Below are 14,707 nucleotides of genomic sequence, written 5' to 3'. Positions count from 1 at the left end.
GACCGACATGCAAACCGAGGCGGCACAGCCGTTCGAAACCATCCTGCTGGAGTTCGACCGCGCCGACAAGGTCGCCACCATCACCTTGAACCGGCCAGACCGACTGAACACCTTCAACCGCACCATGTGCGAGGAGATGCAGGCCGCCTGGCGGATCGTCAAGCTCGACGAATCCACCAACGCTGTGGTGCTCCGGGCTGCCGGCACCCGGGCGTTCAGCGCCGGGCTGGACATCAAATCCGACTACGGCCAACCCGACAACGTCTGGAACCACGAAGACCCCGGCGAACTGCTCAGCCCGAAGTGGCAGAAGATGTGGAAACCGGTGGTCTGCGCGGTGCAGGGCATGTGCACCGCGGGGGCGCTGTACTTCGTCAACGAAGCCGACGTGGTCATCTGCTCACAGGAGGCGACGTTCTTCGACTCGCACGTCACCGCCGGGCTGGTGTCCGCACTGGAGCCGATCGGGTTGATGCGCAAGGTCGGCCTCGGTGACGCACTGCGAATGGCACTGCTGGGCAACGACGAACGGGTCTCGGCCGAGACTGCGCTGCAGATCGGTCTGGTCACCGAGGTGGTCGAGACCGACGAACTGTGGAACCGGGCGCACGAGCTCGCCGCCACCATCGCCGCCAAGCCACCGTCGGCAACCCAGGGCACGGTCAAGGCCATCTGGGAGTCGCTGGACAAGCCCTACCGCGCGGCCCTGGACCACGGCCTGATCTACACCCGGTTGGGCAATCCGCTGGGCAAGGCCGAGCTGGCCGCTCAACGCGCGGCCGGTGGCCCAGCGGCACGGCAACCCCGGATCCGATGACGACGCATCCGCTGAGCCGTCGGATCGCCGATGTGCTGAACCTCGACCCGGACGCCCGTGCGGTCCAGTTCGACGGGTCGTGGCTGTCCTGGCGGCAGTTGGCCGAATCTGCCGGGGTTGTGCGCGATTTGGTGGCCGACTCCGCTGCGCAGGACCCCCCGCTGGTCGGAATCATGTTGCGCAACCGCCCACCCCAGCTGGCAGCGCTGCTCGGCGTGCTGTGGGCCGGCGGCACAGTGGTGGTGATCAACCCGGCGCGTGGTGACGAACGCACCCGCGCCGACTTGGCGGCACTGGATCTTCCGGTGCTGATCGGTGCCGGCGACGACGTCGCCGCGCTGACCGGCCCCGGCCTCGGTGCCCGGATCGTCACGCTGACCGACTCCGGGCCCGTCGTCACCGCGCCCGGGTCCCCGACCCCGGGCGCGGCCTCCCGGCCCGGTGTCGCGGTGTGGATGCTGACCAGCGGCACCACCGGGCCGCCCAAGCGGGTTGACCTGACCTATGACATGTTGGCCCGCAGCGTGATCGGGGCCGACCCCGAGGCATCCCCGGCACCTGCCGAACTGCGCCGCGGCGTGGCGATCGTCAATTCGCCGCTGGTGCATGTCGGCGGCGTGTTCCGGGTGCTGCTGTGCATCGCCGAGGCGCGGCCCTTCGTACTGTTGGAGCGCTTCGAGCTGAACAGCTGGGCCGCCGCGGTGCGCGAGCACCGGCCGCGCGCGGTGTCACTGGTGCCGGCCGCGCTGCGGATGGTGCTGCATTCGGATCTGACCCGTGCGGACCTGTCGAGCTTGCAGGTCGTCACCTCCGGCACCGCGCCGCTGTCGGCCGACGACGCGGACGCGTTCACCGAGAAGTTCGGCGTTCCGGTGCTGACCTCGTACGCCGCAACCGAATTCGGTGGTGGCGTGGCAAGTTGGACATTGGCCGATCATCGCGAGTACTGGCACACCAAACGCGGCAGCGTGGGCCGGATCAATCCCGGCGCCCAGCTGCGGGTGGTCGATGACGAGGGTAACCCGGTCGGCGTCGATCAACCCGGGCTGCTCGAGGTGATCCCCGCCCAGGTGGGGCCGGGCGCCGACTGGATGCGGACCACGGACCTGGCCCGCATCGACGCCGACGGATTCGTCTGGATCCTGGGCCGGGCCGATCAGGCGATCATCCGCGGCGGCTTCAAGGTGATGCCCGACGAGGTCGGTGCCGCGCTGGAACGCCACCCGGCCGTCGCCGGAGCCGTGGTGGTGGGCCGCCCCGACGGCCGGCTCGGTGAGGTCCCGGTGGCCATGGTGGAACTGCGGCCGGAGACCGAAACCGACGCCGGCGAGCTGGCCGAGTTTCTGCGAACACGCTTGTCCCGCTATGAGATTCCGGTGCACATCGACGTGGTGTCGGCCATCCCGCGCACTCCGTCCGGTAAGCCCGATCTCCGCGCGGTCCGCGCCGAGTTGACCGCGACTGCGCCCAGTGTCGCCGATGACGGTTCCTGATCCGGCACAGCCGGTCACACTCGGCGAGCTGCTGGCCGACCGGCAGGATCGCGACAATCCGTTGTTGATCTGCGATCAACAACGGATCGGTTACCTGGAAGCCGACCAACGCTCAGCACGGGTGGCGCGCGGGCTGATCGCCGTCGGCGCCGGCAAAGGCACCCATGTCGGCCTGCTCTACCCCAACGGTGTCGACTTCGTCATCGCGGCGTTCGCGGCCGCCCGGATCGGCGCCGTGCTGGTGCCGTTCTCCACCTTCAGCACCAGCACCGAGCTACGCAGTCAGTTGGTCGGCGCGGACATCTCGATACTGTTGGCCACCCCCGGTTACCGCGGGCACGACTATCGCGCTGCCCTCACCGAGATGCTCGGCCAAACATGGTCTGCTGATCAGGTTTTCAGCCCCGCGGTGCCGCAGCTGCGAAAGGTGGTCCTCGACCTCGAGGAGCTGGAGGCCGCCGGCACCGGCACTCCGGAGTCGCTGCTGGCGGCCCTGCAGTCCGATGTCGACGGCTGCGATCCGCTGGCCATCATCCACACCTCGGGCTCGACCGGTCCGCCCAAGGGTGCGGTGCTCACGCATCGCGGCCTGCTCGAACATCAGCGCAATCTGAACGCGATCCGTGACCTGACCGAGTCGGACAAACTGTTCTGCAATTCCCCGTTCTTCTGGATCGGAGGTTTCGCCTTCGGTCTGCTGGCCACCCTGGTGGCCGGTTCCACGCTGCTGTGCTCCAATGCCGTCGACCCAGCCGAAACGTTGGACCTGCTGGAGCGCGAAGCGCCCAATGTGACCAACGGCTTTGCCGCGGGCGTGGCCGCACTGGCCCGCCATCCCAGCTTCGGCGTGCGGGATCTTTCGGCACTACGTCGCGGCAACCTGTACCCGATCATGGCGCCGGAGGCCCAGCCCACCGATCCCGAACTGCGGCACAACATGCTCGGCATGACCGAGGCCGGCAGCGTGGTGTTACTCAGCGCCGACGACACCGATCAGCCCGAACATCGGCGCGGCTGCTACGGAAAGCCTGCGCCGGGCTTCGATGTCCAACTGGTCGACCCGGACTCCGGCGCACCGGTCTCGGCCGGCCAGGTCGGGGAATTGTGCATCCGCGGCCCCTATCTGATGCAGGGCTACTACGGGCGCAGCCGCGAGGAATGCTTTGACGCCGACGGCTGGTTCCACACCGGTGATCTGTTCCGGGTCGACGACGACGGGTTCTATTACTTTCTGGGCAGGTCCGGTTCGATGATCAAGACCGCCGGGGCCAACGTGACCCCGTCCGAGGTGGAGAAGGCGCTGACCAAACTGACCGACCACCCGGCCTACGTGATCGGGTTACCGGATCCGGACCGCGGCCAACTGGTCGCAGCCGTCGTCGTCTCCCCCGATCCTGCGGCATTCGACGAGACCGCGGTCCGCACCGCCCTGCGCGCCGAACTGTCCGCCTACAAGGTGCCGCGCCGCTTCGCGGTGGTCACGCCGGCCCAGCTGCCCCTGCTGTCCAGCGGCAAGATCGACCTGCCGGCGCTGTCGAGGTTGTTCGATGAATGACCGCACAACGCAGGCCGACACTGTCGACGCGCTGATCCGGGCCCGGTCGGCTCAGGCCCCGGGCAACGCAGCGGTGATCGATCCGGCAGAGCGGATCAGCTACCGCGAACTCGACGCCGGCAGCCTGGAGTTGGCGGCGAAGCTGATCTGCGCGGGTGTTTCGAAGGGCACTCGGGTCGGCCTGCTGGCGCCCAACGGTGTTCAGTGGGTGCGCATCGCGGTTGCGGTGATGCGAGTCGGCGCGGTGTTGGTGCCGTTGAGCACGCTGCTGTCGGCCCGCGAGCTCGGTGCGCAGCTGCGCACCGCCGCGGTCACCCAGTTGATCTGCGTCGAGGAGTTCCGCGGTCATCGTTACCTGGATGGCCTTGCCGGCCAACCGCATCCACCCGCGTTGCGCACGGTGTGGCGGGTCGAGGACCTCGATGCGTTGCCGGCCGGCGATGACGCGTTGGCCGCGGCACTGGCGGCTACGGTGCGGCCCGCCGACCCGCTGACGATCATCTTCACCTCGGGCAGCAGCGGCGCCCCCAAGGCCGTGCAGCATTCGCACGGCAGCGCCTTCGGCGCCGTGCGGTCCGGTTTGGCAGCGCGGTGCGTGACGGCCGACACCCGGTTGTACCTGCCGATGCCGTTCTTCTGGGTCGGCGGATTCGGCGCCGGGATCCTGTCCGCGCTGTTGGCCGGTGCGACCTTGGTGACCGAACCGACACCGCGGCCAGAACAGACGCTGCACCTGCTGGAACGCGAACAGGTCACGTTGTTCCGCGGCTGGCCGGACCAGGCCGAGGCGCTGGCCAAACATGCCGCCCGCCAGGAGGTCGACCTGTCCGCGCTGCGCGTCGGCAGCCTGGAGGCGCTGCTGCCGGCCGAACAGCGCGCACCGAAGGGAGCCCGGGCGAATCTGTTCGGGATGACCGAGACGTTCGGTCCCTACTGTGGGTATCCGGCGGATGTCGACCTGCCCGAATCCGCCTGGGGCAGTTGCGGAAAACCGTTCGAGGGAATCGCAGTGCGGATCACCGACGTCGACACCGGCGAACCGGTGCCGGCCGGGACCGCCGGCATGATCGAGGTCCGCGGGCCGCACGTCCTGCGGGGCATCTGCCGGCGCAGCCGCGAAGAGGTCTTCACCACCGACGGTTTCTACCGCACCGGCGACCGCGGACATCTCGACGCCGACGGCTTCCTGTTCTTCCACGGCCGCGTCGACGACATGTTCAAGGTCAAAGGCGCAACCGTGTACCCCGCGGAGGTGGTCGACGCACTGCGCACCATCCCCGGCGTCACGGCGGCGGCGGTGACCAATGTTGCTGGTTCGGACGGCAATGCCGTGGGCGCGCTCGTGGTGTGTGAACCCCAGTTGACGGTCGATCAGTTACGCGCCGCGGCCCGCGAGTTGCTGAGCGCGTTCAAGGTGCCCACGGTGTGGAAGCTGGTGGGTAGCGTCGATGACATTCCGCGCGGCGGCACCGGCAAAGTGGATGTCGGCGCGCTACGCGCGCTGCTTTCATCGACATTCAGATAGAACTGGCGTCGCTACCTACTCGCAGAATCCCTACCTGATGCACGTCTCAATGCTGGGCTAGACGATGCCGCGCTCTCGCAGCCCGGCGATCTCGGCGGCGCTGTAACCGATTTCGCCGAGCACCTCGTCGGTGTGCTCACCGAGCAGCGGCGCCCGGGTCCGGATGGCGCCGGGCGTGGCCGACATCCGCACCGGGGTCTCGATCAGCGGCACATCGTGCGCGGTGCCCGGGAACGGAACTCGCTGCAGAAAACCCATCGCCTGCACATGCGGGTCCTCGAGTACCTCAGCGGTCGAATGCATGGGTGCGGCAGGAAGTTTGGCGGCCTCCAGCAGTTTCATCACCTCGGCCTTGGTCTTGTCCGCGCACCACGCCGCCATGATGTCGTTGAGTTCGTCGCCGTTGGTCCAGCGCAGATCGTCGTCGGCGAACCGTGGATCGTCGAATAACTCCTCCCGGCCCACCAGCCGACACCAGCGTTTGAACATCGACGGTCCGGCGATCTGTAGCAGCACCCAGCCGTCGTCAGCGGTCCGGTACAGATCGCACGGCGCCACCGAGGTGCCCCTGTTGCCCATCCGCGGCTTGTCCACCCCGAGCAGATCCCGCTCGATCAGAAACGCGTTGGACAGCATCAACGCGGTCGGCAGCAGAGCGCCCTCGACATGTTGTCCCTCGCCGGTGCGGGCCCGGTGGAACAGCGCCGCCAGCACCCCGATGGTCAAGTTCTGTGCGGTGCCGAAATCGGTGTAGGGCACCACGGTCCGGATTGGCTGATCCGGCAGACCCTGCCGGTAGGTGGCACCCGACATCACCTGTCCGGCGCCGTCGAAACCAACCCGGTCGCTGTATGGCCCGCCCTCACCGAACGCGGTTGCACTGGCCAAGATGATGTCGGGCTTGACCGCCCGTAGCGTCTCGTAGTCCAGGCCGCTGACCCGCATTCCGGCCGCGGGCATGTTGGCCACCACCACGTCGGCACTGGCCACCAGCTTGCGGGTGATCTCGGCGCCTTCGGGTGTGGTCGAATCCAGGGTCAGTGACCGCTTGTTGCGGTTGCACTGTAGGAAGGTGCCGCCCTCGCCGCTTTCGGAGACCGACTGTACCCAGCGGTCCTCGCCGCCTTCGCGCTTCTCCACCCGCAGCACGTCAGCACCCAGATCGGCCAGCAGCGCAGCGCACCAGGGGGCGGCGATGAACCGCCCGTAGTCCAGCACCCTGATCCCGTCGAGCACGCCCATCGCTTCCCCTTCGTCCATGCCGCGAGCAGCCCCGAACCGCGGACCGTTCACGTCAGTCTTCGACCACACCCAGTTCGGCCAGATGCTCGATCAGCGGCACCGAGGCCGCACACAGGTGCTCGTACATCGCTTGGCGCGCCGCCTCGCCGTCGCGGCGCCGGAGTGCGGCGAGCACCCGACGATGGTCGCGCGCAGAGTGTTTGGCCCAGCCGGCGACCGTCGGGAACACCGATTCCAGCGCGTAGCGCGTGGTGTGCGACATCAGTTGGGACAACTTGGGTGAGCACGCCGCCACGTTGATGCCGCGGTGGAACTCATGATTGAGCCGCACCGCCAGTTCGTGGTCGCCGTCGGCGTAGGCCTGCTCCAACCGGCGCTGGATCTGCTCGAGTTCGCGCAGTTGCTCATCGGTGATCTCACCGACCGCGCGGTGCGCCAGTTCGCCACCGATATGGGCCTGCACCTCGGCGACGTCGGCGATGTCGCGTCGGGTGACCGGCAATACCACGAATCCGCGCCGCGGCTGCTGGGTCAGCAATCCCTCGGCGCGCAGCCCGAACAGTGCCTCGCGCACCGGGGTGACGCTGATCCCGAGTTCGGCCGCCAGTTGATCGAGCCGGATGTAGCTGCCGGCCCGATAGGTGCCCTCGAAGATGCGTCGGCGCACCAGCCGCGCAACGTCTTCGGCGAGCTGCGGCCGGGCGGCGAACTCCGGTGCGCTCAAATCAGATCCGATACTCGTCGAGCAGCCGCTTGCTGATGATCTGCTTCTGGATCTCGCTGGTGCCCTCACCGATCAACAGGAATGGGGCATCGCGCATCAGCCGCTCGATCTCGTACTCCTTGGAGTAGCCGTAGCCGCCGTGGATCCGGAAGCTCTGCTGGGTGACCTCGGCGCAGAACTCACTGGCCAGATACTTGGCCATCCCGGCGGCGACGTCGTTGCGCTCACCGGAGTCCTTCAAGCGGGCCGCGTTCACCATCATCAGGTGCGCTGCTTCGACTTTGGTGGCCATCTCGGCCAGCTGGAAGGCGATCGCCTGGTGCTCGGCGATCGGCTTGCCGAACGTGGAACGCTGCTGGGCGTAGCGGGCTGCCAGTTCGAACGCCCGGATCCCGACCCCGCAGGCCCGCGCCGAGACGTTGACCCGGCCCACCTCGACGCCGTCCATCATCTGGAAGAAGCCTTGGCCGGGCTGCTCGCCCAGGATCTGGTCGGCACCGGCGCGGTAACCGTCGAAGACCAGCTCGGTGGTGTCGATACCCTTGTAACCCAGTTTGTCCAACTTGCCCGGGATGGTCAGGCCGGGCACCACTTCACCGAAACCGGACGGTTTTTCGATCAGGAATGCGGTCAGGTTGCGGTGCGGTTTGTCCGCGCCTTCATCGGTGCGGACCAGTGCAGCCACCAGGGTCGAGCTGCCACCGTTGGTCAGCCACATCTTCTGGCCATCGATCACGTAGCCGCCGTCTTCGCGACGGGCCTTGGTGCGGATCGCGGCCACATCGGAGCCCAGTTCGGGTTCGGACATCGAGAACGAACCGCGGGATTCACCGGTGGCCATCTTCGGCAGGTGATAGCTCTTCTGCGCATCGGTGCCGTGCTGGCGGATCATGTAGGCCACGATGAAATGCGTGTTGATCACACCGGACACGCTCATCCAGCCGCGCGCGAGTTCCTCCACGCACAGCGCATAGGTGAGCAGCGACTCGCCCAGGCCGCCGTACTCCTCGGGGATCATCAACCCGAACAGGCCCATTTCCTTCATCTGGTCGACGATGGCCTGCGGGTAGGTGTCGGCGTGTTCGAGTTCCTGGGCGACCGGGATGATCTCCTTGTCGACGAATTGCCGTACAGTCGCCACGATTTCGGTCTGGAACTCGGTGAGCCCCAGGGTCTGCGCAAGTCGTGCCATAGTGAGCCCGTTCCTCCTAAACCCGCTCGAACACTGCGGCCAGGCCCTGGCCGCCGCCGATGCACATGGTCTCCAGCCCGTAGCGGGCATTCCGGCGGTGCAGCTCACGGGCCAGGGTGGCCAGCATCCGCCCACCGGTCGCGCCCACCGGGTGGCCCAGCGAGATTCCCGAACCGTGCACGTTGGTCCGCTCGAAGTCCGCCTCGGTGAACTTCCATTCCTTCATCACCGCGAGCGCCTGGGCGGCGAAGGCTTCGTTGAGTTCGATCAGATCGACGTCGCTCAGCGACAGGCCCGCGTTGCGCAGCGCCACTTCGGTGGCCGGTACCGGACCGATGCCCATCACGTTCGGCGGCACTCCGGCGACCCCCCAGGAGGCCAGCCGGACCAGCGGGGTCAAGCCCAGCTCGGCGGCCTGCTCCGGCGTGGTGACCAGACACATCGAGGCCGCGTCGTTCTGGCCGCTGGAGTTGCCGGCGGTGACGGTGGCTTCCGGATCCTGGTTCAGCAGAACCGGTTTGAGCTTGGCCAGCGCCTCGACCGTGGTGTCGGCCCGCGGATGCTCGTCGGTGTCGATCACGGTCGAACCCTTACGGTCGGTCACCGTGACCGGGATGATCTCCTCGGCGAACACGCCATTGCCTTGCGCCGCCACGGCACGCTGATGCGAGCGCACCGCCAACTCGTCTTGCTCCTCGCGCGCAATCGAGTACTGCCTGCGCAGGTTCTCCGCGGTCTCCAGCATGCCGCCGGGCACCGGGTAATCCTTGCCGCCGGCCGTGGTGCGCCCGCGTGCCAGCGCATCGTGCACCTTGACGCCGCCGCGCGCGCCGCCCCAGCGCATGTCGGTGGAATGGAACACCACGTTGCTCATCGAATCGACGCCGCCGGCAACCACCAGGTCGTGCTGACCGGTGCCGACCTGCAGGCAGGCCTGGATCACGGCCTGCAGCCCCGAACCACAGCGGCGGTCGAGCTGCATACCCGGAACCGTCACCGGCAGACCGGAATCCAGCGCGACCACCCGACCGATGGCCGGCGCTTCCATGCTGGGATAGCAGTGCCCCAGGATGACGTCCTGCACCGCGTCGGGGGCCACCCCGGTGCGCTGCAACAGTCCGGTCAACGCGGTCACCCCCAGCTCGACCGCGGTCAACGACTTGAACATGCCGCCGTAGCGACCGATCGGAGTGCGGACCGGTTCGCAGATGACGGCTTCGCGCAGGGTGCTCACAGGTGCCGCCCGCCGGTCACTTCGAGCACCGTCCCGGTCATGTACGACGACAGGTCCGAGGCCAAGAACAGCGCCACGTTGGCGACCTCGTCGGGCTCACCGGCCCGACCCATCGGCACCTCGGCCACCTTGGAATCCCAGATACGTTGCGGCATGGCCTCGGTCATCGCCGACCGGATCAATCCGGGCTGGATCGCATTGACCCGAACGCCCAGATACGCCAACTCCTTGCTGGCGGCCTTGGTCATCCCGACGATGCCGGCCTTGGCAGCCGAATAGTTGGTCTGGCCGACCATGCCGACCTTTCCGGAGATCGAGGACATGTTCACGATCGCGCCGCGCTGCTGCTCCCGCATGACCGCCGCGGCCGCGCGCAACCCGTTCCAGGTGCCCTTCAGATGCACCGCGATCACCTGGTCGAACTGATCCTCGGTCATCTTGCGCATGGTGGCGTCCCGGGTGATACCGGCGTTGTTGACCATGATGTCCAAGGCGCCGAACTTCTCGATGGCGGCGGCCACCAGGGCGTCGACCTGCTCGGCGGAGGTGACATCGCACTGCTGGGCCACCGCGACGTCGGCACCGCCCAGGCCCGCCGCAGCCGCTTCGGTGGCCACCAGGTTCACGTCGCCGAGCACCACCCGGGCACCCTCGGCCACGAACCGCTCGGCGATCGCCAGACCCAAGCCCTGGGCACCGCCCGTGATCACCGCCGTCCGGCCAGTCAACAACGCCATCAGGTCACCGTCCCTTCTGTGCGCCCACCGCGCGTGGGCAATACCCGTGCTGGCCAATATCGTATTTCATATATGATCCATGATCGTCGCGGGGTCCGGACGGGCGCCGCCGAGGACGGGAGACCCATGACTGCAGCTGAGGTCAGCGACCAGGACTTCGCCGAGATCCTGAATCAGACAAGGCACTTCGTGCGCAGCGCAGTGGTGCCGCGGGAGATGGAGATCCTGAACGACGACCGGGTGCCCGACGACATCCGGGATCAGGCCAAGAAGATGGGGCTGTTCGGCTACGCCATCCCGCAGCAGTGGGGCGGTCTGGGCCTGAACCTGGCCCAGGACGTCGAACTGGCGATGGAGCTCGGCTACACCTCGCTGGCGCTGCGCTCGATGTTCGGCACCAACAACGGGATTGCCGGACAGGTGCTGGTCGGTTTCGGCACCGACGAGCAGAAGGCGCAGTACCTGGAGGGCATAGCCTCCGGTGACGTGGTGGCTTCGTTCGCCCTCACCGAACCCGGCGCCGGATCCAACCCGGCCGGCCTGCGCACCAAGGCCGTGCGCGACGGCGACGACTGGGTGATCAACGGCGAAAAGCGGTTCATCACCAACGCACCCACCGCCACCTTGTTCGTGGTGTTCGCCCGCACCCGGCCGGCCGACGAAAAGGGCGCCGGCATCGCGGTGTTCCTGGTCCCCGCCGATGCGCCCGGCGTGCAGGTCGGGGTCAAGGACAAGAAGATGGGTCAGGAGGGCGCCTGGACCGCCGACGTCGCGTTCACCGACGTCCGGGTCAGCAATGCCACCCTGGTTGGCGGCAGTGAGGACATCGGCTACCGGGCCGCGATGACATCGCTCGCGCGCGGCCGGGTGCACATCGCTGCGCTGGCGGTCGGCACCGCACAACGCGCGCTGGACGAATCGGTGGCCTACGCCGCCACCGCCACCCAGGGCGGCACGCCGATCGGCAACTTCCAGCTGGTGCAGGCCATGATCGCCGACCAGCAGACCGGCGTGCTGGCCGGCCGCGCCCTGGTGCGCGACGCTGCGCGCAAGTGGGTCGATGACGAGGACCGCCGGATCGCGCCGTCGGCCGCCAAACTGTTCTGCACCGAAATGGCCGGACAGGTCGCGGATTTGGCCGTGCAGATCCACGGCGGTTCCGGTTACATGCGCGAGGTCCCGGTGGAACGGATCTACCGTGATGTCCGGCTGCTGCGACTGTACGAGGGCACCAGCGAGATCCAGCGGTTGATCATCGGCGGCGGACTGGTCAAGGCCGCGCAGCGGCAGGCTTAGTCGCTTCGGCCTGTTCGGCCGCGGGAACCCGACCCGGCAGGTCCAGGACCCGGGTCAGGAACCGCACCTGATCGGCGGCTGCGCGCTCGAACCAGTCGTGGCCCGGCCACACGTCGAAGTGATCGCACGGATAGCGGTGCACGATCGCGCGGCCCTGCTCGGCGGTCTTGGCGACCGCGTCGGCCGGCACGTACCGGTCGAAGTCGGCGATCTGTACCAGCAGCTTGGCCCGTAACCGCTTGGCGTACGGCTTGGTTCGGATCTTGACCAACTCCAGGCCCACCGCCGAGTCCACCTCGTTGCGCCAGGACGGTCCGGCCATCGACAGGTAGCTCTCGTAGGCACCGTCGAGCGCCAACGCGCCCGGCTCCCCGGGCCGACCGACCAACGGCATCAGCACGGGCTGACGGCCGCGGGCCACTGCGACCCGGCTGGCCACCCCCTCGGCGGTGGCGCGCGCTGCCGCAGCGGGCCGGTACTGCTTGAGCACCGCCCGCGCGGTGGCCGGCGCACTGGTCAGCGGTGTCATTGCGATCACCGCAGCTATGTCGCCGCGATCTGCGGCCACCCGGATGACGTGGCCACCGGACAGCGATGACCCCCACAGCACCACCCGCTGCGGATCCACGTCGGGCAGCGCCTTGGCCGCGGCGATCGCCGCACGGTAGTCGTCGAGTTGCCGGTCGATCGAAATGCTCTGCCGCGGTTCGCCTTCCGAGGTTCCGAAGCCGCGGTAGTCGAAGGCGAATACGTCCAGACCGGCTGCGCTGAGTCGCTCGGCGAACGGTTGCAAGCCGGAGTCCTTGGTGCCGCCGAATCCGTGTCCCATCACCACCACCGGCCGCCGGCCCGATCCGGCCGCGCGGAAGTGCCACCCGCTGCACGTGGTGCCGTGCGAGGAGAAGGTTGTTTCTTGATGAGTCATGACATCTCCTGGGTTTCCTCGGCCGCGAAGGTCAGTCCGTACACGGCGCCGAGCCAGATCGCGGCCGCCCCGGTGAGCAGTTCGGCCCGAGACAGCGACCCGCCGAAGGTCAATCGTTCCAGCAGCCGGTCGTTGACCTCGAGCAGTACCGTGGCCAACACCGTGGCGTCGACGCCGTCCGGCGCGGTGCCGGCCGCACGTTCGGCGCGGATCATCTCGGCGACCGAATCCACGAACGACGCCCGGGCCTGATCCCACACCGCACGCACCGCCGCGCTGCGCCCTCGTGCTTCCAGCATCGCCTTGAACATGTGCCGATGCCGTTCCCAGGTGTCGAACAGCCCGTCCAGCATGACGTGGATGCGGGTCTGCGGCGGCGCATCGGCGAGCGTGAACACGTCGTTGACGAAGAAGGTGTCGTCGACCATCCGCTCCATCAGCGCGGCAACCGCGGCGGCCTTGTTCTCGAAGTAGAAGTAGAACGCCGGCCGGGTCACCCCGGCAGCCTGTGTGACATCGGCGATTCCGACGTCATCGAAACCGCGTTCCCGCAAACAGGTTTCCAGCGCATCCAGGATGGCATCGCGACGCAGATCGCTGCGCTGCGGAGCGCGTCGATCGGTAGCCGAGCGCATCAGCCGACCCGCGCCAAGCCGGCCGGCAACTCCTTGGTGCGCAGCTCGTGTTCGTAGTAGAAGTAGTCGACCTGTTGGGTGTGCCTCGGCCGGTCGACGCAATGGCCGGCGTGCAGCCTCTGGTCGGCGTCGATCACCTGCTCCATCTCGGCCACCGACGGCAGCGCATAGCGCCCGACGGCGTAGGCCGCCAACAGCCGGGATTGGCATTCCACGAACGGGAACAGCGTCGGGATGGACTGCGCGAAGCCGATGAACACCAGGTTGTCGATGCCCGGTTTGAACATCCGCTTGTAGAGCCGGATCTGGTTGTCCGGTGCGCTGATGAACTCCGGGTCGAAGAACGGGAAGGTGATGTTGTAGCCGGTGGCGTAGACGATCGCGTCGAAGGTGTCGCTGGTGCCATCGTCGAAATGCACGGTGTCACCGTCGAGTCGGCTCACGTTGGGTTTGGGGATCACGTCACCGGAGCCCAGCCGCAGCGGCAGTTCCACCGATTGCGTCGGATGCGCCTCGAACAGTTTGTGATTCGCCGGCGGCAGGCCGTAGGCGGTGGGGTCGGTACCCAGATAGGGCGCGATCTTCTGGACCAGCTTGCGCTGCCAGGACAGCGGCAGATACGGCGTCGTCTTGAAGAACTTGTCGCCGGGCTGACCCGCCAGGTACTTCGGCACGATCCAGGCCGAGGACCGGGTCGACAGAGTCACCTTGTTCTGCAACGACTTCGAGGACAGTTCGACGGTGATGTCGGCGGCACTGTTGCCGATGCCGACCACCAGGATGCGCTTGCCGGTCAGCTCCAGCGGGGTGTGCGGGTCGATGTAGTGGTGGGAGTGGATGGTCTCCCCGGTGAAAGTGCCCGGGAAGTCCGGCAGCCGCGCGTCCCAGTGGTGCCCGTTGCCCACCACCAGCAGGTCGAAATGCCGGGTGTCGCCGCGCTGATCGGTGATCTCCCAGCCACCGTCGACCTGACGCGCATGCTGCACACCGTTGTTGAACTCGATGTTGTCCAGCAGCCCGAAGGTATCGGCGTAGTCGTCCAGATAGCGCTTGATGTCGGCGTGGTGCGGAAAGTCCGGGTAGTCCTCCGGGATCGGAAAGTCCTTGAACGACAACCGGAACTTGGACGTGTCGATGTGCAGCGAGCGGTAGGCACTGCTCAGCCCGTTGGGGTTCTGGAAGGCCCAGTTGCCACCGATCCGGTCAGACAGTTCGAAGGTGGTGTAGGGCACTCCGTAGTCGGACAGCATCTTGCCCGAGGTCAGACCGCTGATGCCGGCACCAATGATCGCGGTGTTGGGCAGAGACGTCACGAGCACCCTCCTGCGGGAC

The 14,707-nt window shown here is 67.5% G+C and carries 13 protein-coding genes; 5 read left to right on the top strand and 8 right to left on the bottom strand.

Translation table 11 applies throughout. The features are described from left to right. The first annotated feature begins 7 nt into the window (after window positions 1–7). Genes AC5Y3P_RS00440 through AC5Y3P_RS00425 form a run of 4 tightly spaced genes read left to right on the top strand, consistent with a single transcriptional unit; the run spans window position 8 to window position 5,390 of the window. Complete coding sequence (locus tag AC5Y3P_RS00440; protein WP_500044251.1) at window positions 8–817, top strand: enoyl-CoA hydratase/isomerase family protein; 810 nt, start codon at window positions 8–10, stop codon at window positions 815–817. Then, window positions 814–2,310: a class I adenylate-forming enzyme family protein gene (locus AC5Y3P_RS00435; RefSeq protein WP_500043920.1), complete on the top strand. Its 1,497-nt coding sequence runs from the start codon at window positions 814–816 to the stop codon at window positions 2,308–2,310. Before AC5Y3P_RS00440 ends, AC5Y3P_RS00435 begins: the two co-directional genes overlap by 4 nt. Further along, window positions 2,297–3,865, top strand: coding sequence for a class I adenylate-forming enzyme family protein (locus tag AC5Y3P_RS00430; protein ID WP_500043919.1), 1,569 nt, complete (start codon window positions 2,297–2,299; stop codon window positions 3,863–3,865). Before AC5Y3P_RS00435 ends, AC5Y3P_RS00430 begins: the two co-directional genes overlap by 14 nt. Then, window positions 3,858–5,390 carry a class I adenylate-forming enzyme family protein gene (locus tag AC5Y3P_RS00425; protein WP_500043918.1) on the top strand — a complete coding sequence of 511 codons (1,533 nt, stop codon included), beginning with the start codon at window positions 3,858–3,860 and terminating at the stop codon, window positions 5,388–5,390. The genes AC5Y3P_RS00430 and AC5Y3P_RS00425 overlap by 8 nt, the downstream gene beginning before the upstream one ends. Before the next feature lie 57 nt (window positions 5,391–5,447). Here the strand turns inward: AC5Y3P_RS00425 and AC5Y3P_RS00420 are convergent, their stop codons facing one another. The 5 genes from AC5Y3P_RS00420 to fabG are packed head-to-tail and all read right to left on the bottom strand — an operon-like array spanning window position 5,448 to window position 10,519. Next, a complete protein-coding gene (locus tag AC5Y3P_RS00420; RefSeq protein ID WP_500044250.1) occupies window positions 5,448–6,632 on the bottom strand; it encodes a CaiB/BaiF CoA transferase family protein in 1,185 nt (394 codons plus the stop codon). Window positions 6,633–6,684: 52 nt separating this feature from the next. Beyond that, window positions 6,685–7,356: a GntR family transcriptional regulator gene (locus tag AC5Y3P_RS00415; protein ID WP_500043917.1), complete on the bottom strand. Its 672-nt coding sequence runs from the start codon at window positions 7,354–7,356 to the stop codon at window positions 6,685–6,687. A gap of 1 nt (window position 7,357) precedes the next feature. Further along, window positions 7,358–8,548 (bottom strand): acyl-CoA dehydrogenase family protein, encoded by a 1,191-nt coding sequence (locus AC5Y3P_RS00410; RefSeq protein ID WP_500043916.1) that lies wholly within the window; start codon window positions 8,546–8,548, stop codon window positions 7,358–7,360. A 16-nt stretch (window positions 8,549–8,564) separates the two neighbouring features. Then, window positions 8,565–9,782, bottom strand: a complete 1,218-nt coding sequence (locus AC5Y3P_RS00405; RefSeq protein ID WP_500043915.1) for an acetyl-CoA C-acetyltransferase — start codon at window positions 9,780–9,782, stop codon at window positions 8,565–8,567. Then, window positions 9,779–10,519, bottom strand: a complete 741-nt coding sequence (fabG, locus tag AC5Y3P_RS00400; RefSeq protein WP_500043914.1) for a 3-oxoacyl-ACP reductase FabG — start codon at window positions 10,517–10,519, stop codon at window positions 9,779–9,781. Before fabG ends, AC5Y3P_RS00405 begins: the two co-directional genes overlap by 4 nt. Before the next feature lie 126 nt (window positions 10,520–10,645). On the opposite strand from fabG, the gene AC5Y3P_RS00395 reads away from it, so the two are divergent. Then, window positions 10,646–11,815: an acyl-CoA dehydrogenase family protein gene (locus tag AC5Y3P_RS00395; RefSeq protein WP_500043913.1), complete on the top strand. Its 1,170-nt coding sequence runs from the start codon at window positions 10,646–10,648 to the stop codon at window positions 11,813–11,815. On the opposite strand, the gene AC5Y3P_RS00390 is transcribed toward AC5Y3P_RS00395, so the two are convergent. From AC5Y3P_RS00390 to AC5Y3P_RS00380, 3 genes are read right to left on the bottom strand one after another with little or no spacing between them, the layout of a single operon-like run. Then, complete coding sequence (locus tag AC5Y3P_RS00390; protein WP_500043912.1) at window positions 11,790–12,740, bottom strand: alpha/beta hydrolase; 951 nt, start codon at window positions 12,738–12,740, stop codon at window positions 11,790–11,792. The two genes, AC5Y3P_RS00395 and AC5Y3P_RS00390, sit on opposite strands and share 26 nt — an antisense overlap. Continuing rightward, window positions 12,737–13,375: a TetR/AcrR family transcriptional regulator gene (locus tag AC5Y3P_RS00385; RefSeq protein WP_500043911.1), complete on the bottom strand. Its 639-nt coding sequence runs from the start codon at window positions 13,373–13,375 to the stop codon at window positions 12,737–12,739. The genes AC5Y3P_RS00390 and AC5Y3P_RS00385 overlap by 4 nt, the downstream gene beginning before the upstream one ends. Further along, window positions 13,375–14,688 carry a flavin-containing monooxygenase gene (locus tag AC5Y3P_RS00380; RefSeq protein ID WP_500043910.1) on the bottom strand — a complete coding sequence of 438 codons (1,314 nt, stop codon included), beginning with the start codon at window positions 14,686–14,688 and terminating at the stop codon, window positions 13,375–13,377. Before AC5Y3P_RS00380 ends, AC5Y3P_RS00385 begins: the two co-directional genes overlap by 1 nt. Window positions 14,689–14,707: the final 19 nt, after the last annotated feature.

Source organism: Mycobacterium sp. NGS45, assembly GCF_059812645.1.
Note: the sequence above shows the minus strand (reverse complement) of the source record. Positions and strands in the feature narration are given on the sequence as shown.